Annotated in this window: 22 protein-coding genes; 9 read left to right on the top strand and 13 right to left on the bottom strand. The window is 67.0% G+C overall.

Going from position 1 to position 19,105, the window contains the following annotated elements; translation table 11 throughout:
- The first annotated feature begins 15 nt into the window (after window positions 1-15).
- Both AC0IX4_RS14835 and AC0IX4_RS14830 read left to right on the top strand, forming a co-directional pair.
- Window positions 16-276 carry a hypothetical protein gene (locus tag AC0IX4_RS14835; protein ID WP_056070060.1) on the top strand — a complete coding sequence of 87 codons (261 nt, stop codon included), beginning with the start codon at window positions 16-18 and terminating at the stop codon, window positions 274-276.
- A 113-nt stretch (window positions 277-389) separates the two neighbouring features.
- Window positions 390-1,016 carry an LppP/LprE family lipoprotein gene (locus AC0IX4_RS14830; RefSeq protein WP_471829633.1) on the top strand — a complete coding sequence of 209 codons (627 nt, stop codon included), beginning with the start codon at window positions 390-392 and terminating at the stop codon, window positions 1,014-1,016.
- Here AC0IX4_RS14830 and AC0IX4_RS14825 read toward each other — a convergent pair.
- Window positions 1,013-1,843: a TatD family hydrolase gene (locus AC0IX4_RS14825; RefSeq protein WP_082518026.1), complete on the bottom strand. Its 831-nt coding sequence runs from the start codon at window positions 1,841-1,843 to the stop codon at window positions 1,013-1,015. The two genes, AC0IX4_RS14830 and AC0IX4_RS14825, sit on opposite strands and share 4 nt — an antisense overlap.
- Window positions 1,844-1,864: 21 nt before the next feature.
- Here AC0IX4_RS14825 and metG point away from each other — a divergent pair, with 21 nt between their 5' ends.
- Window positions 1,865-3,418 (top strand): methionine--tRNA ligase, encoded by a 1,554-nt coding sequence (gene metG, locus AC0IX4_RS14820; RefSeq protein WP_471829632.1) that lies wholly within the window; start codon window positions 1,865-1,867, stop codon window positions 3,416-3,418.
- Here metG and AC0IX4_RS14815 read toward each other — a convergent pair.
- A complete protein-coding gene (locus AC0IX4_RS14815) occupies window positions 3,397-4,566 on the bottom strand; it encodes a low temperature requirement protein A (protein ID WP_471829630.1) in 1,170 nt (389 codons plus the stop codon). The two genes, metG and AC0IX4_RS14815, sit on opposite strands and share 22 nt — an antisense overlap.
- Window positions 4,563-5,951, bottom strand: a complete 1,389-nt coding sequence (locus AC0IX4_RS14810) for a WS/DGAT/MGAT family O-acyltransferase (protein WP_056070070.1) — start codon at window positions 5,949-5,951, stop codon at window positions 4,563-4,565. Before AC0IX4_RS14810 ends, AC0IX4_RS14815 begins: the two co-directional genes overlap by 4 nt.
- 209 nt (window positions 5,952-6,160) lie before the next feature.
- Between AC0IX4_RS14810 and AC0IX4_RS14805 the strand changes: the two genes are divergently transcribed.
- Complete coding sequence (locus AC0IX4_RS14805) at window positions 6,161-7,288, top strand: alpha/beta hydrolase (protein ID WP_471829629.1); 1,128 nt, start codon at window positions 6,161-6,163, stop codon at window positions 7,286-7,288.
- Between the two features lie 46 nt (window positions 7,289-7,334).
- Complete coding sequence (locus AC0IX4_RS14800; RefSeq protein ID WP_042574775.1) at window positions 7,335-7,763, top strand: SRPBCC family protein; 429 nt, start codon at window positions 7,335-7,337, stop codon at window positions 7,761-7,763.
- Here AC0IX4_RS14800 and rsmI read toward each other — a convergent pair.
- Complete coding sequence (gene rsmI, locus AC0IX4_RS14795) at window positions 7,760-8,623, bottom strand: 16S rRNA (cytidine(1402)-2'-O)-methyltransferase (protein ID WP_471829627.1); 864 nt, start codon at window positions 8,621-8,623, stop codon at window positions 7,760-7,762. The two genes, AC0IX4_RS14800 and rsmI, sit on opposite strands and share 4 nt — an antisense overlap.
- A gap of 35 nt (window positions 8,624-8,658) precedes the next feature.
- On the opposite strand from rsmI, the gene AC0IX4_RS14790 reads away from it, so the two are divergent.
- The gene (locus AC0IX4_RS14790; RefSeq protein ID WP_442970503.1) at window positions 8,659-10,230 is read left to right on the top strand and encodes a dolichyl-phosphate-mannose--protein mannosyltransferase; all 1,572 of its coding nucleotides are present in this window, start codon (window positions 8,659-8,661) and stop codon (window positions 10,228-10,230) included.
- Window positions 10,231-10,268: 38 nt separating this feature from the next.
- On the opposite strand, the gene AC0IX4_RS14785 is transcribed toward AC0IX4_RS14790, so the two are convergent.
- From AC0IX4_RS14785 to AC0IX4_RS14775, 3 genes are all read right to left on the bottom strand, one after another.
- A complete protein-coding gene (locus AC0IX4_RS14785) occupies window positions 10,269-11,957 on the bottom strand; it encodes a BCCT family transporter (RefSeq protein ID WP_471829625.1) in 1,689 nt (562 codons plus the stop codon).
- An 81-nt stretch (window positions 11,958-12,038) separates the two neighbouring features.
- Window positions 12,039-12,470 carry a DoxX family protein gene (locus AC0IX4_RS14780; protein WP_042574773.1) on the bottom strand — a complete coding sequence of 144 codons (432 nt, stop codon included), beginning with the start codon at window positions 12,468-12,470 and terminating at the stop codon, window positions 12,039-12,041.
- Between the two features lie 73 nt (window positions 12,471-12,543).
- Complete coding sequence (locus AC0IX4_RS14775; protein ID WP_042574772.1) at window positions 12,544-12,906, bottom strand: GntR family transcriptional regulator; 363 nt, start codon at window positions 12,904-12,906, stop codon at window positions 12,544-12,546.
- 26 nt (window positions 12,907-12,932) lie between these two features.
- Between AC0IX4_RS14775 and arsC the strand changes: the two genes are divergently transcribed.
- Window positions 12,933-13,277 (top strand): arsenate reductase (glutaredoxin), encoded by a 345-nt coding sequence (gene arsC / locus AC0IX4_RS14770; RefSeq protein WP_471829622.1) that lies wholly within the window; start codon window positions 12,933-12,935, stop codon window positions 13,275-13,277.
- Between the two features lie 35 nt (window positions 13,278-13,312).
- Here arsC and arcA read toward each other — a convergent pair whose 3' ends face one another.
- Both arcA and AC0IX4_RS14760 read right to left on the bottom strand, forming a co-directional pair.
- Window positions 13,313-14,530 carry an arginine deiminase gene (gene arcA / locus AC0IX4_RS14765; RefSeq protein WP_042574770.1) on the bottom strand — a complete coding sequence of 406 codons (1,218 nt, stop codon included), beginning with the start codon at window positions 14,528-14,530 and terminating at the stop codon, window positions 13,313-13,315.
- The gene (locus AC0IX4_RS14760) at window positions 14,527-15,387 is read right to left on the bottom strand and encodes an SDR family oxidoreductase (protein WP_471829620.1); all 861 of its coding nucleotides are present in this window, start codon (window positions 15,385-15,387) and stop codon (window positions 14,527-14,529) included. The genes arcA and AC0IX4_RS14760 overlap by 4 nt, the downstream gene beginning before the upstream one ends.
- A gap of 145 nt (window positions 15,388-15,532) precedes the next feature.
- Here AC0IX4_RS14760 and AC0IX4_RS14755 point away from each other — a divergent pair, with 145 nt between their 5' ends.
- On the top strand, window positions 15,533-16,132 hold the full coding sequence (locus AC0IX4_RS14755; protein ID WP_056072608.1) for a sulfite oxidase-like oxidoreductase: 600 nt from the start codon (window positions 15,533-15,535) through the stop codon (window positions 16,130-16,132).
- Window position 16,133: 1 nt separating this feature from the next.
- Window positions 16,134-16,877, top strand: coding sequence for a ferredoxin reductase (locus AC0IX4_RS14750; RefSeq protein WP_471829619.1), 744 nt, complete (start codon window positions 16,134-16,136; stop codon window positions 16,875-16,877).
- Between the two features lie 33 nt (window positions 16,878-16,910).
- On the opposite strand, the gene AC0IX4_RS14745 is transcribed toward AC0IX4_RS14750, so the two are convergent.
- The 4 genes from AC0IX4_RS14745 to AC0IX4_RS14730 all read right to left on the bottom strand — a co-directional run bounded on the left by AC0IX4_RS14745 (window position 16,911) and on the right by AC0IX4_RS14730 (window position 19,023).
- Window positions 16,911-17,099 carry a hypothetical protein gene (locus tag AC0IX4_RS14745; protein ID WP_471829954.1) on the bottom strand — a complete coding sequence of 63 codons (189 nt, stop codon included), beginning with the start codon at window positions 17,097-17,099 and terminating at the stop codon, window positions 16,911-16,913.
- A 92-nt stretch (window positions 17,100-17,191) separates the two neighbouring features.
- The gene (locus AC0IX4_RS14740) at window positions 17,192-17,938 is read right to left on the bottom strand and encodes a TetR/AcrR family transcriptional regulator (RefSeq protein WP_235579472.1); all 747 of its coding nucleotides are present in this window, start codon (window positions 17,936-17,938) and stop codon (window positions 17,192-17,194) included.
- 198 nt (window positions 17,939-18,136) lie between these two features.
- Window positions 18,137-18,574: an effector binding domain-containing protein gene (locus tag AC0IX4_RS14735; RefSeq protein ID WP_471829617.1), complete on the bottom strand. Its 438-nt coding sequence runs from the start codon at window positions 18,572-18,574 to the stop codon at window positions 18,137-18,139.
- Complete coding sequence (locus AC0IX4_RS14730) at window positions 18,571-19,023, bottom strand: effector binding domain-containing protein (protein ID WP_042574811.1); 453 nt, start codon at window positions 19,021-19,023, stop codon at window positions 18,571-18,573. The genes AC0IX4_RS14735 and AC0IX4_RS14730 overlap by 4 nt, the downstream gene beginning before the upstream one ends.
- Window positions 19,024-19,105 lie beyond the last annotated feature (82 nt).

Here is a 19,105-nt window from a genome sequence, read left to right as displayed (position 1 = left end):
GAGAGAGGCGCGTACGTGAGCGACGAGCAAGAGTTGATGCAGAAGATCACCGCGAAGATCGACGCTCGATTGGGTGCGCAGACCAACGGCCTGCAGAACGAGGTGCCGCCCGGCGCCAGTGCGCAGGACGACGACGAGGACGGCGAACGCGGACCCCTGGGCCGTGACTACCACCTGGCCGGTAAGTACGCGCAGGCCTTGGCCATCAACGAGCCGAGCGTGATCGACCGCGCCGAGTTCGATCGACTGGTGGAGACCTACGGCGACGACGACTGACGCGTCGCCGCGACCCGATCGTGACCTGAGCATCGGTAACGATCGGGTGGTGGTCGCCGACACACCCTTCGACCACCGAGCAGAACGCTCGGTACGGACAAACTGGAGGCCCGGTGACCACTCTCTCGCGTTCGATGGCCGTCCTGGCCGTGGCGGCATGCGCCGCCGCGGCCGTGTCGTGCAGTTCCGGCGGCACGACCGGCACCGCACTCCCGGCGGAATCACCGAGCACGACGTCGACACCTGCGGTGCCGGCTCTGGCACCGCAGGTGGAGACGCAGACCGAGACGGTCACCGTTCCGGCACCCGCACCGGTGCAGCCCGCGCAGGTGGTGCCCTGTGTCGATCCGAACTCGCTGAATGTGCGCACTGCCGTGGCGAATCTGGGTACCGACTCCCAGGGCGGGGTGTTCGTCATCGACGACCACACTCCCGGCACCAGCGCCGACGGGTGCCCGACGCTGGAGTGGGCGCGGGCGACGGGCACCGGCATCCGGAACGGGACGGTGCAGTCGCACGTCCTGTTCTTCACCAACTCGGGTGACTACCTCGGGACCGCCACGTCGGATGCGTACAGCTACACCTCGGTGGTCGGTGCGACCGACAGCACGGTCACGGTGCGCTACCGCTGGCTGAACCCCGACGACGCGTTGTGCTGCCCGTCGAACACCTCGTTCGTCGAGTTCGACCTCACCGGGAACACCATCACCCCGTACGGCGAGTTCCCGCCCCCGAACTAGACCATCCGGTAGACCCGCTCGGCCGTGGCGGTCGCCGACGCCGCGACCTCGTCGGCAGTTCGGCCGGTCGCCTCGGCCAGCGCACGGGCCGTGTAGGGCAGGCAGTACGGCTCGTTCGGAGCACCTCGGAACGGATGCGGTGTCAGGAACGGCGCGTCGGTCTCGAGCAAGTACTGCCCGTCCGGGACCAGCTGCGCCGCCTCCCGCAGGTCGTGCGAGTTCTTGAAGCTCACGGTGCCGGAGAAGCTGAGCACGTACCCCGCGTCGACACACACCTGCGCCATCTCGGGACCCGACGAGAAGCAGTGGAAGATCACCGTCTCCGGTGCGCCCTCGTCCAGCAGCACCGCGAGAACGTCGTGGTCGGCGTCGCGGTTGTGGATCATCAACGGCTTCCCGACGCGCTTGGCCAGGTCGATGTGCCACCGGAACCCGTCGACCTGCTCCTCGACCGAGGCGCAGCCGTCGAGCTTCCCCGGCCAGTAGTAGTCGAGCCCCGTCTCCCCCACGGCGACGGTGCGGGGATCTCGCGCGAGGCGTTCGATCTCGGTCTTCACCTCGTCGGTGAGCACGTTCGCCCGCGTCGGGTGAATGGCAGTGGCCGCGAAGACGCGCGAATCCCAGTGCGCCGCAGCGACGGCGAAACGGGCCGCGTCCAGGTCGTCCGCGACGGTGACGACGCGTCCGACGCCCACCGACTCGGAACGATCCAGGATCGCCGCGACCGACGCTGCATCGGTGGCCCCGCACGCGTCGAGGTGCGTGTGCGCGTCCACGAGCGGTGCGAGCGGAGTGGGCAAGTCGGGGGCGGGACGGTCTCTCGGCACGAAAGATAGAGTAGGCGCACCATGACTGAGACCGGTTCGAACAAGCCTGCGTTCTACATCACGACCGCTATCGCCTACCCGAACGGTGATCCCCACATCGGCCACGCGTACGAGTACATCTCCACCGATGTCCTCGCTCGGTTCAAGCGGCTCGACGGGTTCGACGTGCGGTTCCTGACGGGAACGGACGAGCACGGTCTGAAGATGGCGCAGACGGCGTCGAAGGAGGGCATCTCCACCGCCGATCTGGCGCGCCGGAACTCGGACGCGTTCCAGGCCATGCAGGAGTCGCTGAAGATCACGTTCGACCGGTTCATCCGCACCACCGACGCCGACCACCTCGAGGCCAGCCGCGACCTGTGGCAGAAGATGACCGACAACGGAGACATCTACCTCGACTCGTACAGCGGGTGGTACTCGGTGCGCGACGAGGCCTACTACGCCGAGGGTGAGACCACGCTTCAGGACGACGGTTCCCGCATCGCGACCGAGTCGGGCACACCGGTGGAATGGACGGAGGAGTCGACGTACTTCTTCCGACTGTCCGCGTACCAGGACAAGCTGCTCGCGCTGTACGAGGAGCGTCCCGACTTCATCCTCCCGGCGGGTCGCCGCAACGAGGTGGCGAGCTTCGTCAAGTCCGGTCTCAAGGACCTGTCGATCTCACGGTCCACCTTCGACTGGGGTGTCCAGGTTCCCGGCGATCCCGACCACGTCATGTACGTGTGGGTCGACGCGTTGACGAACTACCTCACCGGCGTCGGCTACCCCGAAACCGACAGCGAGTCGTTCCGGAAGTTCTGGCCGGCCGACGTCCACATGATCGGCAAGGACATCGTGCGATTCCACGCCGTGTTCTGGCCGGCGTTCCTGATGTCGGCAGGTGTCGAATTGCCGAAACGCGTGTTCGCGCACGGCTTCCTGACCAACAAGGGCGAGAAGATGTCCAAGTCGGTGGGCAACGTCGTGAGCCCGGCAGCCTTGATCGAGGAGTACGGCCTGGACTCGCTGCGCTTCTTCCTCCTGCGCGAGGTGTCGTTCGGACAGGACGGCAGCTACAGCCACGAGGCGATCGTCACCAGGATCAACGCCGACCTGGCGAACGAACTGGGGAACCTGGCTCAGCGGTCGCTGTCCATGGTGGCCAAGAACTGCGATGCGCAGGTGCCGACACCCGGCGAGTTCACCGCCGACGACGAGGCGATGCTCGCTCGCGTCGATGACCTTCACGCCGCGGTGCGCGTCCACATGGACGCCGTCGAGATGCACCTGGCGCTCGACGCGATCTGGTCGGTACTCGCGGAGACCAACCGCTACTTCTCGTCGCAGGAACCGTGGGTCCTGCGCAAGACGGATCCGGCACGCATGGCGACGGTGCTGTACGTGACCCTCGAGGTGCTCCGCGTGACCGTCCTGCTGACCCAGCCGTTCATGCCCGACAGCACGGCGAAGCTGCTCGACCTGCTCGGGGTGACGGAGCGCGAATTCGATTCGCTGACAACGCGTCTCACGCCGGGTGTGGCGTTGCCCAAGCCTGCGGGCGTGTTCCCCCGCTACGTCGAACCGGAGGAGTGAGCGGCCCGATCGGCGACCGTCGTGCCGACCACGACGAGCAGGATCACCGCCGTCACGGCCCCACTGACGACGGCCGATCCGGGTACCGCCGTGGCCGCGAGCACGGCCACACCGCCGACCGGCGTCACGATGTTCACCAGCCGTGACGACCGGCGGCGCATCGCCACCATCCAGAACCCCAGGACGAAGACCGCGACCGGAATCGTGATCGCGGCGGAGGACTGACGGTCCGACAGCGCTCCGTCACCCTCGATGTGCGCGACGGCCACCTCGATGCCCGCGGACACAGCACCCGCCGCCGCGAACACGAAGTAGTGCGTGTAGCCGAAACTCAACGAGCGACCGAGTCTCGCCCCGACCGAATCCTCCTGCGACACCGAGAAGTACAGCCACCACATACCGGCGACGACGACGAGCGTGGCCATCGCGAGGCCGACGAGTTCGACCGTGTGATCGTGTTCGTTGATGCCGCCGACGATGGCCGTCGCCGAGGCCAGCAACGACTCACCGAGCAGGATGAGGGTGAAGAGACCGTAGCGCTCGGCGATGTGCTCACCGTGCAACGGCGTCCGCCCGGCGCGCTCCGCCAGCACCGGTACGGCGAGCTCCGCGGCCACCAGCGCGACGAACCCGAGCACGGCCACGCTGTCGGGAAGCGCGAGTCGGGCGACCCACAACACCTGCACGACGGTGATGCCCACCGCGTACCGCACGGCGGTGGCGCGGAACGCGCTGTTGCGCAGCCCCGCCCGTATCCACTGACTCACCATCGCCAGACGCATCACGACGTAGCCGATGGTCACCAGCGTGAAGTCGTAGTCGCTCATCGCGTCGGAGACACCACTGGCCAGGATGAGCACGCCCGCCATCTGCACGATGGTGGTCACGCGGTACAGCCAGTCGTCGGTGTCGAACGACGTGGCGAACCATGTGAAGTTCATCCACGCCCACCAGATGGCGAAGAACACCATCGCGTAGGCGCCGACGCCCGACGCGATGTGGTCCTCCTCCAGAAGATGGGCCAGTTCCACGGAGGCGAACGACACCGCGACGACGAAGACCAGGTCGAAGAACAGCTCCAGCGAACTCGCAGCTCGATGTTCCTCGTTCGGGTCCCGCGGAACCATGGGCCGTAGAGCGAGACTCACCCGTCGGCCAACTTCTCGAGCTCCTCGAGTGCGGTGTCGAGATGCGTGAGCATCCGCTGCAGGGACGGCACGCTCCGTCGATCTCCGACCAGTCCGAAGTTCACGTTGTCGGCATTGGTGGCCAACGTGATGTTCAGCGCCTGACCGTCCAGCACGATCGACGCCGGGTACACCCCGTCCAGTCGCGCACCGTTCCAGTACATCTCGGTCTTCGGGCCGGGCACGTTGGAGATGATCACGTTGAACGGCGGTGGAGTGTTACGCACGAAACCCGGGACGGGAGTCAGCAACAGGGGGGCCATCACGGCGGCACCGTAGCTCAGCGCCTGCAGCGGAGACAAGTTGCGCATCATCGCCTTCGACTCGTTCATCGACGAGACGACGGAGGCGAGACGACGCTCCGGGTCGGGCTGATCCGTGCCGAGGTTGCACAGCACGGTGGTCACGGCGTTGCCACCGTCCGCGTCGGCACCGGCCTCACGCATCGACACCGGCACCATGGCGATCAACGGCTGATCGGGCAGCGCATTGCGGTCGATGAGGTACGAGCGCAACGCACCCGAGCACATCGTCAGCACGACGTCGTTGAGGGTGACTCCCAGGGCCGACGCGATGTCCTTCATCCGCGACTTGGACCACTGTTGCGACGCGAACCGCCGCGCTCCGCCGATCGGCACGTTGAGCATCGTCCGGGGCGCCGTCAGCGGCAGCACCATCTCGTTGCCCCGCAACTTGTTGATGCCGATGCGGGCCGCGGCGGGACCGACTCCCGCCAGCTCCCCGGCCGCCTTGGCCCCGGTCGTGAGAAGGGACATCAGTCCGCCCTCGTCGACCTTGGCGACCTCCGTGCTCTTCTTCGGGCGCTCGAACAGCGCCGGATTCCAGATGGGGCCGCAGTCCCGCGCCTCCGGATCTGCCGAGAGGGTGCGTTCGAAGAGCTTGAGGGCGGAGACGCCGTCGACGAGCGAGTGGTGGATCTTGCTGTAGAGGGCGACGCGCCCGTCGGCAAGTCCTTCGATGATGTGCAGCTCCCACATCGGCCGATGTCGGTCGAGCGGCGCACTGTGTTCGGCGGAGATGTAGCGCAGCAGCTCGCGGACACGGCCCGGTCGCGGCAGCATGATGCGCCGGACGTGATGCTCGAAGTCGAGCTCCTCGTCGTAGATCCAGCGCACGGTGCCCATGAAGTTCACCGGCGGCGCCGGGCGCTTGCGGAACAGTTTGTAGACGTCGGTCGCGGCCTGGAACGTCTCGTAGATCTGCATCCCGAAGTCGTCCCCCGCGTCCTCGGGCGGGACGAACAGCTGGAGTCCCCCGACGTGCATGGGATGCTCCCGCGTCTCGGCGAGGAGGAACATCGACTCGGTGACCGGCATGAACGGCATGTGATCTGGCCTCTCTCGGAGCGTCGCTACCGCTGTCGCGGTACGGCTCACCTGCATGTTCACGGTGGTGGCCACAGGTTACGACCTGCACCCACCACGTTTGGAGAACGTCACGAAGTGACGCCGGTTACAACTATTCCTCGAGATGTGTTTCGTTTCGGCCCTATCGTGCGATTCATAGGAAGAGCAAGGAAGTGGAGGGCCGCATCATGAGTATCGCCTCGGCCGAGTCGACACCGTCGTTGTCCCAGTCATCGTCGTACCGCGGATCAGCACTGGCAGTTCGCCGCGCCCTGGGACGGTCCCATCAGGTGGACCGCCAGGAGTTCGACGGCGTCAGCGTGCAGTCGGCCATCCTGTCCAGGTACCTGAGGGCGACGGTCCGCCCGTTCCTCGGCGTCTGGGCCCGCACTCACACACTTCCCTGGCCCATGTCGCTCGTCGACCACGCCGGGCGCTTCCTGCCTGCTGTCGGGGACACGACCTGCTCGCCCGTCGGACTCGACAACTGTCGTGCCGAGTGGATCCGCACCGACCGGCCTCGGCGCGTCGGCGCCGACGGACGCGACGAGCGTCCGGTACGCCGCGGTGACAAGGACCGCGTGATCCTCTACCTGCACGGCGGCGCGTTCGTCGTGTGCGGTCTGAACAGTCATCGTCGCCTGACCTCGCGCATCGCCCGCTCGACCGGCGCCGACGTGTTGGCCGTCGACTACCGGATGATGCCGCACAATCCCATCTCGCACGCGGTCGAGGACGGCGTCGACGGCTACCGCTACCTGCTCGACTCGGGCTACCTGCCCGAGCAGATCTTCATCGCCGGTGACTCCGCCGGCGGCTATCTCGCGTTCATGGTCGCGCTGGCACTCAGGACGCAGGGTCTCGCACCCGCCGCCGGAGTCATCGCCCTGTCCCCGCTGACCGACCTGGACCCGGCACGGAAGATGGCGCACGCCAACGCGGACCGCTGCGCGGTGTTCCCCAAGTACGCCGTTCCGGCCCTGACGGATCTGGCCGACCAGGTCGACGCTCGCCTGGTGGTCGACGGAGTTCGTGGACCACGCGTGAACCCTGTCGACGCCGACCTGTCGTCGATGCCGCCGGTGCTGATCCAGGTGGGCTCCTCCGAGATGGTGTACGCCGACTCCGAGCTGATGGCGGACAGACTCGCCGACGCCGGCATCGAGTGCCGTCTGCAGGTATGGCAGGACCAGGTCCACGTGTTCCAGGCAGCCGATTTTCTTCCTGAATCGGTACGAGCCGTCGCCGAGATCGGAGCGTTCGTGGACGAACGGGTGCGGGAAACCGCCCGTCCGGCACTGCGTACCGGTGCGTGACACCGGAACAGCCCTCTAGCTGTTCACAGTCGGTTACATTCACCCCATGGCTGTCAGCGGAAACAGAGAAGTCGAGATCGAAGCACCCCTCGCGGAGGTCTTCGCCGTCATCGCCGACCTCGAGGGTCTTCCGGCCTGGTCGTCGATCCACAAGAAGGTGTCGGTGCGTGAGCGCGACGATCAGGGTCGCCCTGTTCTCGCCGACATGACCGTCGCCGTCATGGGGATCACGGACGAGCAGGTGCTGAAGTTCACGTGGACCGACACGTCGGTGGCGTGGGACGTCGTCGAGAGCACTCAGCAGAAGTCCCAGCACGCCGAGTACCGACTCACGGAGACGGACAAGGGAACTCACCTCGAGTTCGAGATCACCCTCGACCCGAAGATCCCGGTTCCCGGATTCATCGTCAAGCGCGGCACCAAGTCCGTTCTGGAGACTGCGACGGACGGGTTGCGCCAGCAGGTCGTCGGTTAGACCCGCGCTGCGAGCACAGCTTCGTACAGCTCCCGCTTCGACACGTCGGCGGCGGTCGTCGCGGCTACCCGTGCGCACGCATCCTTGAGTCCGAGTCCGGCGGTCACCAGATCCTCGACCTCGGCGACCAGGTCCGCCGGGTCGGCGACCGTGGGTTCGGCACCGGCGAGCACGACGGTGATCTCGCCGCGCACGCCGTCGGCGGCCCACTCGGCCAGTTCACCGAGGGTCCCGCGCTTGACCTCCTCGTAGGTCTTGGTCAGCTCGCGGCACACGGCTGCGCGACGATCGTTCCCCAGCACCAGGGCGGCGTCGGCCAGACACTCGGCGATTCGGTGCGGGGCCTCGAAGAACGCGACCGCCCGGCTCTCGGTGAGCAGCGTGCGCATCCACGCCTGGCGGGGACCCCGTTTGCGGGGAGCGAAGCCGTCGAAGCAGAACCTCTCCACCGGAAGCCCGGACAGGGCCAATGCGGTGGTGACGGCCGAGGGGCCGGGCAGGCAGGTCACGCCGATACCGGCTTCGGCGCACGCCGCGACGAGGCGATAACCGGGGTCACTGACCGACGGCATGCCCGCATCGGTGACCAGCAGGACGTTGCGGCCCTCCCGCATCTCCTCGACGAGGCCCGGAACACGGTCGGTCTCGACCTGGTCGTAGAAGCTGACGACGCGCCCGGTGATCTTCACACCCAGGGCGGTGGCCAGCGATTTCGTGCGGCGAGTGTCCTCTGCCGCGACGATGTCGGCGGTGGCCAGCGCGTCGCGCAGACGCGGCGACGCATCCGCGGGATTGCCCATCGGTGTCGCACCGAGTACCAGCACGGGTGATCCCTCATCTCGTTCGCGATCCTGCGTCACGGTCTCCCCGCGCGTTCCTAGCCTACGATCGAACGGTGACCCTGCTGACCGCGCGTGCCGACGGTGCGCGCGAGTCGTCGGATCCCGGCGGCGCACAGCCCACCGCACATCTCGTCTCCCCCGCTCCCTCCTTGCCGTCCGCCGTGTTCGGGCCGACCGACCGACTGCGGGGATGGATCGCCACCGGCGTCCTCACGGTCATCGCCGCCATCACGCGATTCACGATGCTGGGATATCCGACGGATGCGGGCACCCCGGTGTTCGACGAGAAGCACTACGCGCCGCAGGGGTACCAGGTGCTCACCGGCGGCGGCGTCGAGGACAACCCCGCGTACGGACTGGTGGTGCACCCGCCCGTCGGCAAGCAGCTGATCGCGGTGGGCGAAGCCCTGTTCGGATACTCCGGGTGGGGATGGCGCTTCTCGTCCGCCGTGTTCGGCGTCGTGCTGGTGCTGCTCGTCGTCCGCATCGTGCGCCGGATGACGCGCTCGACGATGCTCGGGTCGGTTGCCGGGATCCTGCTGATCGCCGACGGTGTCACCTTCGTGACGTCGAGGGTGGGCATGCTCGACATCTTCATGGTGGTGTTCGTCGTCGCCGCGTTCGGTGCACTGCTGCGCGACCACGACGACGTCCTCGAACGGCTGCACAGGGCCGCCGTGGACGGCCGACTCGACGCCTCCACGTGGGGGCCGCGTCTGGGTGTGCGCTGGTGGCGCTTCGGAGCCGGCATCTTGTTGGGGCTCGCGTGCGGCACCAAGTGGTCCGGGATCTACTTCATCGCCTTCTTCGGCGTGATGAGCGTGGCGCTCGACGTCGTGGCCCGTCGCCGGTACGGCGTGACCCGCCCGTGGGTGGGCACGATCGTGCGCGACGTGGGGCCGGCGCTGTACGCCCTGGTCGCGATCCCCGTCGGGGTCTACCTGGCGACGTACGCCGGGTGGTTCGCCAGCGAGACGGGCGTCGACAGGCACGCCGTGGGCACCGACGTCGGATACGGCGGACCGTTCTCGTTCGTGCCCGACGCGCTGCGCTCGCTCTGGTACTACAGCGGGAACGTTCTGGACTTCCATGCCGGGTTGACCAATTCGGCAGGGAACCGGCACCCGTGGGAGTCGAAGCCGTGGACATGGCCGATGGGGCTGCGCCCGATGCTGTACTACTTCGCCGACGGACAGCAGATCACCGGCTGCTCGACGGGCGCGAACTGCGTGAAGGCCGTCATGCTCGTCGGGACACCGGCGATGTGGTGGTTGGCGTTCCCCATGCTGGGGTGGGCACTGTGGAGCACCGTGGCACGACGCGACTGGCGTTACGCCGTCGTCCTGGTCGGCTACGGCGCCGGCATCCTGCCGTGGTTCCTGACGTTGGACCGTCAGATGTACTTCTTCTACGCGGCGACGCTGGCGCCGTTCCTGATCATGGGTCTGACTCTGGTCCTGGGAGACGTGCTGCGGCGCCTGCGGGGCAGACCGGGCCTGATCGTCGTCTCGCTGTACATCGCCGTGGTCGTCGCCAACTTCGTGTGGCTGTGGCCCATCCTCACCGGTCAGCCCATCACGGCGGGAATGTGGCAGAACCAGCTGTGGCTGCCGAGCTGGCGGTAGTCGCCGGCTCGACAGCCACAGGGCAGTCGGAACTTCTTCTACAGCTCGGCTCGGCCGCGATCCTTGATGCGTCGCAGGCGTGAACGCTTCTGCTCCAACACCAACGGGTCGTGCGACAGGTCTCGGTAGAGCGAGACGGACAGTCCGATCATGACCAGCACGAACGGCGCTGCGGCAATGATCGTCATCGTCTGAAGGCCGTTGAGCGCGTCGGCTCCGCCAGTCCACAGGATGATCGCCGCGGTTCCACCGGTGATGGCACCCCAGAACACCACGACCCAGCGGCTCGGCTCGAGAGAGCCGCGCTGACTGAGCGTGCCCATGACCATCGACGCGGCATCGGCACCCGAGACGAAGAACACGGCGACCAGAACCATGACCACCACGGTCGAGATGCCGAACAGCGGCAGGTTCTCGAGCATGCCGAACAACTGCGACTCGCTGCTGCCCCGTGCCGCCAGGTCGACGCCGTCACGCTGCTCGGCGATGCCGGCTCCACCGAAGATGGAGAACCACACCAGGCTGACGGCGCTGGGGATCACGATGACGCCGATGATGAACTCGCGGACGGTGCGACCACGGCTGATGCGTGCGAGGAACATCCCGACGAACGGGGTCCACGAGACCCACCATGCCCAGTAGAAGATGGTCCACGACGAGAGCCACGAGGCCGTCTCGGGATCCGACGACGCAGCGGAGCGTGCCGACATGTGGAACAGCTGGCTCGCGTAGTCGCCGATGGTGGTCGGGATGAGATTCAGGATCAACACGGTCGGTCCCAGAACGAACACGAACAGGGCCAGTACCAGCGCCAGCACCATGTTGAAGTTCGAGAGCCACTGGATGCCCTTGGCGACGCCGGACACGGCGGACGCGACGAAGGCGAGGGTCAGCAGGGCCACGATCGCGACGAGGAGCAGAGTGCCGGCCTCACCGAGCCAGCCGATGACCTCGACGCCCGATCCGATCTGCAGTGCGCCGAGACCGAGAGACGCGGCCGTGCCGAACAGCGTCGCGAAGATCGCGAGGATGTCGATGACCTTGCCGACGGGACCGTCGGCACGACGTCCGAGAAGCGGGAAGAAGGCCGAGCTGATCAGCTGACGGCGGCCGCGTCGGTAGGTGCTGTAGGCGACTGCCAGGCCCATGACCGCGTAGATGGACCACGGGTGCAGGCTCCAGTGGAACATCGTGGTCGCCATCGCCGTCCCGACGCTGCTGTCGGTTCCGGGCGGCGGGGTGACGAAGTGAGTCAACGGTTCGGAGACGCCGTAGAACATCAGGCCGATGCCCATTCCGGCGCTGAACATCATGGCGATCCAGCTGACGGTCTTGAATTCGGGCTTCTCGCCGTCCTTGCCCAGCGGGATGCGTCCGTACTTCGAGACCGCCAGGTAGATGCAGAACAGCACGAAACCGGTGGCGGAGATGATGAACAGCCACCCCATGTTCGTCACCAGCCAGTCGAGCGTCGCCGAGGTGACGGTCTCGAGGCTGGTCGGCCCCGCGAGGCCCCAGACGATGATGGCCGTGACCACAGCGGCGGCGACGCCGAACACGATCGGGTCCAGTGTCGCGCGCGCGGGTGTCGGTGGATCACCGGGATCTCCGTGATCGGGTGGCGCAGCCGTCCGTATTTCAGCGGATGCGGCGTCGTCTCGCCCGTTGTCGCCGCGCTTCCGGGGGGCCTCCGAGGGTCCTGTGTCGGTCTCTACACGCGATGTCATGAACAGTCACGTTGCTCGCCTCGAGCCCCGGGTGCAAGTTCACAAGCCGGACCGATCGGGCTATATGGACGTTCGTGCAGGTCAGGCCTTGACGCGCGACCGCGAGCCGTTTCGACGGAATGCACGGTCGACGCTGTACGTGCCCGATCCGACGGCGACGAGCAGCAGTGCGCCCGCACCCAGTGCGACGACGAGTTCCCAGCCGCCGTCGGTCACGAAGACACCCTTGTCCGCGTGCACGAAGACGAGGGCGCCGACCATGTCGACCACCAGCAGGATCGCTGCGACGGACGTCAGTAGACCGAGGATCAGCAGGCCTCCGCCGATCAGTTCGACGAAGGTGGCGAAGTACGCGGAGACCTTCGGAGCGGGGATGCCGAGTCCTTCGAATCCGGCGGTGGTGGCATCGAGTCCGTTGGTGCTGAGCTTCTGCCAGCCGTGGGCGACGAAGACGACTCCCAGGGCGACGCGCGCGATGAGGGCGGCGATGTCTCGGACGACAGGTGTGTTCACGTCGGGGGCCTCGATTTTCGATGAGTAGGTCGGATCGGTCGGAGCCCACGATGGCACACAGTTAGTTGAAGCGTCAACCTAACTCGCGCAGCGCGGTACGGACGTACCTCATCGCGACGTCGTCGTCGATTCCGGCGCGGCGAGCCGCCTTCACATAGGCCGTGGCCGCCAACTGCACCGCGCCGGCGGACGGATCGCCCCCGGCTGCGACGAACGTGCCCGACCGTCCCCGCGTCTCGATCACGCCGTCCTTCTCGAGTTCGCGATACGTCTTGGCGACGGTGTTCGGCGCCAACGACAGCGTGTCCGCCAGTGCACGCACCGTGGGCAGCTTGGACCCCGCGATCAGATCACCCGATCGCACCGCGGCGACGATCTGCACCCGCAGCTGCTCGAACGGCGCCGTCGCCGACCCGTGATCGATCGCGAACTTCACTGCCCTACCCCCGTCATACTTGCTCCATGTCAGTGACGATCTATCACAACCCGCGCTGCGGGACCTCACGTACCGTCCTCGCGACCATCCGCGACGCCGGAATCGAGCCGACCGTCGTCAAGTATCTCGAGACTCCCCCCGACGAGGACACACTCCGCCGTCTCATCGCCGATGCGGGCCTCACGCCCGGCACCGCCGTCCGGACGCGCGAGACCGTGTACAAGGAACTCGCGCTCGCCGAGGCCGACGACGAGACCGTCCTGCGGGCGATGCTCGACAATCCGATCCTCATCGAGCGGCCCTTCGTCGTCACCGACCGCGGAACGATCCTCGCGCGCCCGGCAGCCTCCGTGAACTCCGTTCTGAGCTAGTTCCCGTCCCGACCGACCGGCCTCCGACCTTCCCGCTAGCCCAGGGGGTCGCGGGAGACCGGGCAGGACATACAGCGCGGCCCCCCGCGACCGGACCCCAGTTCGGACCCGGAGATCCGCAGCACCTCGATGCCGGACGCCTCGAGCCGCGCGTTGGTCTCGACGTTCCGTTCGTAGGCGACGACGACTCCGGGAGCCAGCGCGAGCGTGTTGTTCCCGTCGTCCCACTGCTCGCGCTCGGCCGTCACGTTGTCCAACCCGGTGTCGATGACCCGCAGCTTTCCGATGCCCATCGCGTCGGCGGCCGCGTCGAGGAACGGACTGGCCCCCACGATGGACACTCCGCTGTCCTCGCGCCGGATGGTGAACGCGGACAACGTGTCCTGGATGATCGGGTACATCACGACGGCGTCCGTGTCGACCATCGTGCACACCGTGTCCAGATGCATCGAGGCCCGCTCCTGCGCGATGGGCACCACCAGGACGGTATGGGCCAACTCGTCGTCGAACAGGCTGCGCGCCAACGCTTCCGCCCCGGCCGGCGTCGTGCGTTCCCCCACCCCGACGGCCACGACACCCGGCGCGAGGAGCAGGACGTCGCCGCCCTCGACCGGGGCGGTGTGCGATTCGTAGGCGCGACGGACACCGAGGAACCGGGGGTGGAACGCGTAGATGAGATCGGTCAGCGACGTCTCGCGAGATCGAGCGCGCAACGCGAGCGACGTGATGGCCACCCGCTTCTGGATCCAGAACGAGGAGTCGCGGGTGAACAGGAGATTCGGGAGCGGTTCGATGACGAAGTCCGCGCCGTGATGCATGCGCCGGACGAGAGAGACGCCCGAGTCGTCGGCGACCGGCAGTTCGTCGAAGGTCATACCGGCCATCAGCACGGTCGCCAACTGTGGCGCGGGGAGACCGCGGAGGTACGTCGCCAGATCGCGGGCGAGGACGTGGCCCAGGCGCCGGGGGTCCACCGCCGCGGACACACCCTGCACGCGAGCGGCCCCACTGCGTTCCAGGGTCTCCGTCAGCAGGTCGCCCAGGAGCAGGACCTCGACCCCGCGATCGGTCAGGAGTTGTGCGAACGCGTCATGCTCGTCGCGCGCTCGATCCACCCAGGGCAGGCCGTCGAACAGCAACTGGTCGTTGTTACGTGGGGTCAGGCGACGGAGTTCGTCGCCGGGGCGGTGCAGCATCACCGTGCGCAGCGTGCCCACCTCGGAATCGGCGCCGAGCGGCGGCGTGAACGTCATCGGCGTCTCCCCCGACGTGGGGGTTGCAGCAACGACGAGAAGTGGTCGTTCGCGGCCTGCATGGCGACCTCGTAGGGCAGGGCGAACTTGCGGGCGACCCAGTATCCGACGCGAATGTCGTTGCTGGAGTAGATGAGAAAGTGCCGCCGGGCCATCCCGGTGAGAATCTTCTCGGCCACCACCTCGGGCGAGACGGCACGCTTGTCGAAGCGCGCAGCCAGCTTCGCCACCCGCGGTTCGCTCCGGTCGACGCCGGCGATCTGGACGGTGTCCACCAGCGGAGTCCGCACGGCGCCGGGCACGACCAGACTCACGCCGATGCCGTGGCGCGCCAGGTCGAACCGGAGCACCTCCGACATTCCCCGCACGCCGAACTTGCTCGCGCTGTACGCGGCATGCCAGGGGTAGGCCAACAACCCCGCGGAGGACGACACGTTGACCAGATGCCCACCACGACCCGCGGTAACCATCGGCGGCACGAACGATTCGACGACATGGATCGGCCCCATCAGGTTCACATCGACGAGTGCCTTCCACGTCTCGTGGGCCATGTTCTCCACGGTCCCCCACGCGGAGATGCCGGCGATGTTCATGACGACGTCGACGCTGCCGACCTCGGCGTGCACCGCGTCGGCGAAATCGCGAACTTGCTCGTACTCGGAGACGTCCAGGGCCCGACTCGACACGACCGTGCCTCCCGCGTCCGTGATATCGCGGACCGTCCGGTCCAGGCCTGCCTCGGCGATATCCGTGAGGACCATCCGCGCGCCCCTCGACGCCGCTTCGAGCGCGGTCGCGCGGCCGATTCCGCTGGCTGCACCGGTGACGAGGACGATCGCCCCGCGCAGATCGGCCATCGACCGGCCGGCCTTCCTGTATCCACCCAATCTGCCCAGCACCATGCGGGTTCGGCCTCTCGTCGGTGGATATCGACACTACCGCGCCGACCGACGCGTGGTCCGACTTGTCAGAGCCGCGGGCGGCGGCGCAGACTTTCCCACCATGGCGTTGATCTCGAAGGGCTTCGTGGGCCGCAGGCGCGGCGACGACGGACGCACTCCCCCCGGCCAGTACCTCACCAAGGACTTCCCGGTGCTCGCGATCGGGCCCGCGCCCGTCGTGGCGACCGACACGTGGTCGTTCTCCGTCACGTCGGAAAGCGGGGAGACGCGCGAGTGGACGTGGGACGAGTTCGCCGCGCTCCCCCACGAGACGCCGACCGTCGACATCCACTGCGTCACCAAGTGGTCGAAGCTCGACACCAGCTGGAACGGCGTCAGCCTCGACCTCCTCCTCGACGGCATGGATACCGACGCCGGGTACGTGGTGGTCCACGGGTACGACGGGTACACCACCAACCTTCCGCTCGAGGATCTCCGCGACGGAAAGGCTTGGGTGGTCACCGAATTCGACGGGGCGCCCCTGACGCGCGAACACGGCGGCCCCGCGCGGCTCCTCGTCCCGCACCTGTATTTCTGGAAGTCCGCGAAGTGGGTCTCACGCATCGAACTGACGGTGGACAACGAGCAGGGTTTCTGGGAGCGCGGCGGCTATCACGACTACGGAGATCCGTGGCGCGAGCAGCGTTACCAGGGCGACTGACGTGACGGGAGCACACCCGTGGCTCGTCGCGACGGTCGAGTCCGTTCGCCGCGAGACACCGTCCGCGTCCACCCTCGTCCTCGACGTCGACGGCTGGGCCGGACATCAGGCCGGCCAACACGTGGACGTCAAACTCACCGCGGAGGACGGGTACAGCGCTCAGCGCAGCTACTCGTTGGCGTCGGCACCCGACGGGTCCTCCCGTGTGGAGATCGCGGTGCAGAACGTGTCCGACGGAGAAGTGTCGCCGTACCTCGTCGGGAACGTCGAGGTCGGTGACCGGTTCGAGATCCGCGGTCCCATCGGCCGGTGGTTCGTCTGGCGCCCATCGCGACCCGACGAGACGCCGTCTCCCCCGATCCTGCTCATCGGCGGCGGGTCGGGCATCGTCCCGCTCCGTGCGATGGTGCGTGCGCAGGCGTCCGCCACAGGTGGCCGGGTGCCCTTCCGGGTGCTCTACTCCGTGCGGGAACCGGCCGAGGTGTACTTCGAGCAGGAGTGGGCTCATCCGCCTCCCGGTGTCGACGTGACCACTCTCTTCACGCGCCGCGCACCTGCGGGGTCGACCCGACCTCTGGGCCGCATCACGGTCGAGGACCTCGACGCCCACGGGTGGCCGGCCGAGTTCGAGCCGCGGTGCTACATCTGCGGTCCCACCAGCTTCGTCGACACGGTCGCGGACATGCTGGTCGCCCGAGGACACTCCGCAGCGAACATCCGCACGGAGCGCTTCGGTCCCAGCTGATCCGGGTGTACGAGAATCAGAGGCGCACGAGGATCAGAGGCGCGTGGTCATCTCGTCCTGGTACTCACGCACCGTCCGCTCGATGCGGGACGCGTCTTCCTCCGCACCCCGCCGGCGCGCGTCGTCGGCGCGAGACTGCAGGACCCGGATGGCCTTCCGCAGTTCGTTGTCCGACATCCTGCGCCCGGATGTCGCACGTTCCTGCGTGGCGGCGTCGTTCATGATGTCCTCCCGAGTTCACCGAGCGACCGGGCCACGTGTGTGACCCGCATCACTGCAGTGTGCTCTCGTCGGACGCTGCGCGCCAGTACCCGTCAGTGGTCGACGGAGACCTCGGTGGTCGAGCGATCGCGGACGAAGCTGGACAGGCTCCGCGAGGCGAACTCGCGGAAGTACGGGAGCTTGGCCGGCGGCACGAGCGAGGGAAGAATCGTGTGCCAGACCTGCTCCATGCGCACCGCGGCTCCGTCGAGACGGGCGGTGCCCTCGGCGACCATGAGAACGCCGCTCAGCATCTCGGAGACCAGGCAGGACGCCGTCTCGGAGTCGAGGGAGTCGATCACGTCACCGTGCTCGATGGCGCGCTCGAACAGGTGGGAGAAGATGTTCTGCCATGTACCGAAGACACTGCCGCGCGAGGGATCCGGAGCGTCCACCTCGAGCTGGAGCCGGTACATGATGCGCACCAGGTTGTCCGTATTGGCAAGGTCGAGAACGGAGTACGTGATGCCGATGACGGATTCCAGTGCGGGAGAACGGCTGTCGACCATTCCGGTGCACGCGGCGGCCACACGCTCGCGACCCTCGTCGACCAGCGCGCGCGCCAGTTCTTCCTTCGAGGCGAAGTGGAAGTAGAGAGCACCCTTGGTGACTCCCGACTCGGCGGAGACCTGACTCAGGGTCGCCGTGGCATGACCGACCCGGAGGAACAGATCGGCAGCAGCCCGGAGGGCCGCAGACCGCGTTGCCTCTGCACGTAATTGCCTGACCATTGTTGCTCCCCACTCGGTGACGCGCGTCCGGACGACTCGCCCGGACCGCAGGTATGAATCCCGTGCCACACCCTTCTGCTGCGCATGATCATGATAGGCACACGACAGTGCTGATCGTCGCCACAAGAATGCACTCGAGACAAAATCACAATAACCTGGGGCGCGATAGCGAGTGCCTGCACCGCTAGCGTTGTTTCTACTCGTCGGTAGGTATGTAAAAGTGCGTCAATCGTTCACCACGTTCGAACTCGCCCGCGACGGCAGAGGTCACTGCAGGAGGACGGAGACGAAGATTTCGACGTTGCCGTCGGGCGAGAGACACTCGAATTCGGCGCCACCCGCCCGGACGATCGATCCGTCGGCAAGAGCATCCTCGACCTGGGACCAGGCATCCTCGGCTCGATCCGGGAGCGTCATGGACGGTGCGAAGACCGCGTACGCGCCGGACGGAACGGTCACGAAGACGTCGCCGACGGGCACATCGTCCGTACCGGTGCGAGGGACGCCGACGACCACGTTGGTCACGCCCCTCTGATCGGGGACGTAGACGGTGTAGATGTCCGCCCCCTCCGGCTCGCGCTCGCGGATGCGTTCGCGCATGAAGACGACCAGGTCACCGGCCGACCCCTCGGGGCCCGCCTCGATGCCGGGCGCGACCAGTCCGCCGAACAGCACGCTCGGACGAGCGATCAACCGGAATGTCATTCGGCACTTCCGGGAGCGGCTACCGGCACGAACATCTCGATCTTGTACGCGTGGGGATAGACCTCGAACTCGCCCGTGTAGGCACGGCGGAACGACCCGATCTCTTCGGCATGGGTGATTTCGTTCCACAATGTCGTGAGGACCTGCGGGAAATTGCCCACCGCGGAGAATTTCGCATAGCGACCGGCGGGCACCCTCGCGACGATATGTCCGCGTCGGACGTCACCGTCGGCTACTCGATATCCGACGATCTGCGTGCTGTACGACCCGATGGCGGGAACGAAGTCGGTATAGATCGATCCGAGGGGCTCACCGATGTCCTGATTGAGAATGCCGGACCACGCCCGCTCGAGATTCTTGTCGTACAGCGAGCCCAGCGCCCGTTTCGGACTGCGCACAGGCAGGCCGGCAACCCACGTTTCCGCGAGTTCGACGAATTCGATTGACATGGCGGGCTCCACTAGAACGGATGGCTATTCGCGTGATGGCTACTGCACCCGACCGGTGAGCGACACTCGCGTCCCCGCCCGA

The sequence above is a fragment of the Rhodococcus sp. AC861 genome (assembly GCF_979256035.1).
The sequence above is the reverse complement of the archived record's forward strand: the minus strand, read 5'-3'. Positions and strand labels throughout refer to the sequence as shown.

Excerpts from the sequence above, each read along its gene's own strand:
- metG (WP_471829632.1), top strand. The coding sequence starts at position 1,865 with ATGACTGAGACCGGTTCGAACAAGCCTGCGTTCTACATCACGACCGCT.
- AC0IX4_RS14810 (WP_056070070.1), bottom strand. The coding sequence starts at position 5,951 with ATGCCGTTCATGCCGGTCACCGAGTCGATGTTCCTCCTCGCCGAGACG.
- AC0IX4_RS14805 (WP_471829629.1), top strand. The coding sequence starts at position 6,161 with ATGAGTATCGCCTCGGCCGAGTCGACACCGTCGTTGTCCCAGTCATCG.
- AC0IX4_RS14800 (WP_042574775.1), top strand. The coding sequence starts at position 7,335 with ATGGCTGTCAGCGGAAACAGAGAAGTCGAGATCGAAGCACCCCTCGCG.
- AC0IX4_RS14785 (WP_471829625.1), bottom strand. The coding sequence starts at position 11,957 with ATGACATCGCGTGTAGAGACCGACACAGGACCCTCGGAGGCCCCCCGG.
- arsC (WP_471829622.1), top strand. The coding sequence starts at position 12,933 with ATGTCAGTGACGATCTATCACAACCCGCGCTGCGGGACCTCACGTACC.
- arcA (WP_042574770.1), bottom strand. The coding sequence starts at position 14,530 with ATGACGTTCACGCCGCCGCTCGGCGCCGATTCCGAGGTGGGCACGCTG.
- AC0IX4_RS14760 (WP_471829620.1), bottom strand. The coding sequence starts at position 15,387 with ATGGCCGATCTGCGCGGGGCGATCGTCCTCGTCACCGGTGCAGCCAGC.
- AC0IX4_RS14755 (WP_056072608.1), top strand. The coding sequence starts at position 15,533 with ATGGCGTTGATCTCGAAGGGCTTCGTGGGCCGCAGGCGCGGCGACGAC.
- AC0IX4_RS14745 (WP_471829954.1), bottom strand. The coding sequence starts at position 17,099 with ATGAACGACGCCGCCACGCAGGAACGTGCGACATCCGGGCGCAGGATG.
- AC0IX4_RS14735 (WP_471829617.1), bottom strand. The coding sequence starts at position 18,574 with ATGACATTCCGGTTGATCGCTCGTCCGAGCGTGCTGTTCGGCGGACTG.
- AC0IX4_RS14730 (WP_042574811.1), bottom strand. The coding sequence starts at position 19,023 with ATGTCAATCGAATTCGTCGAACTCGCGGAAACGTGGGTTGCCGGCCTG.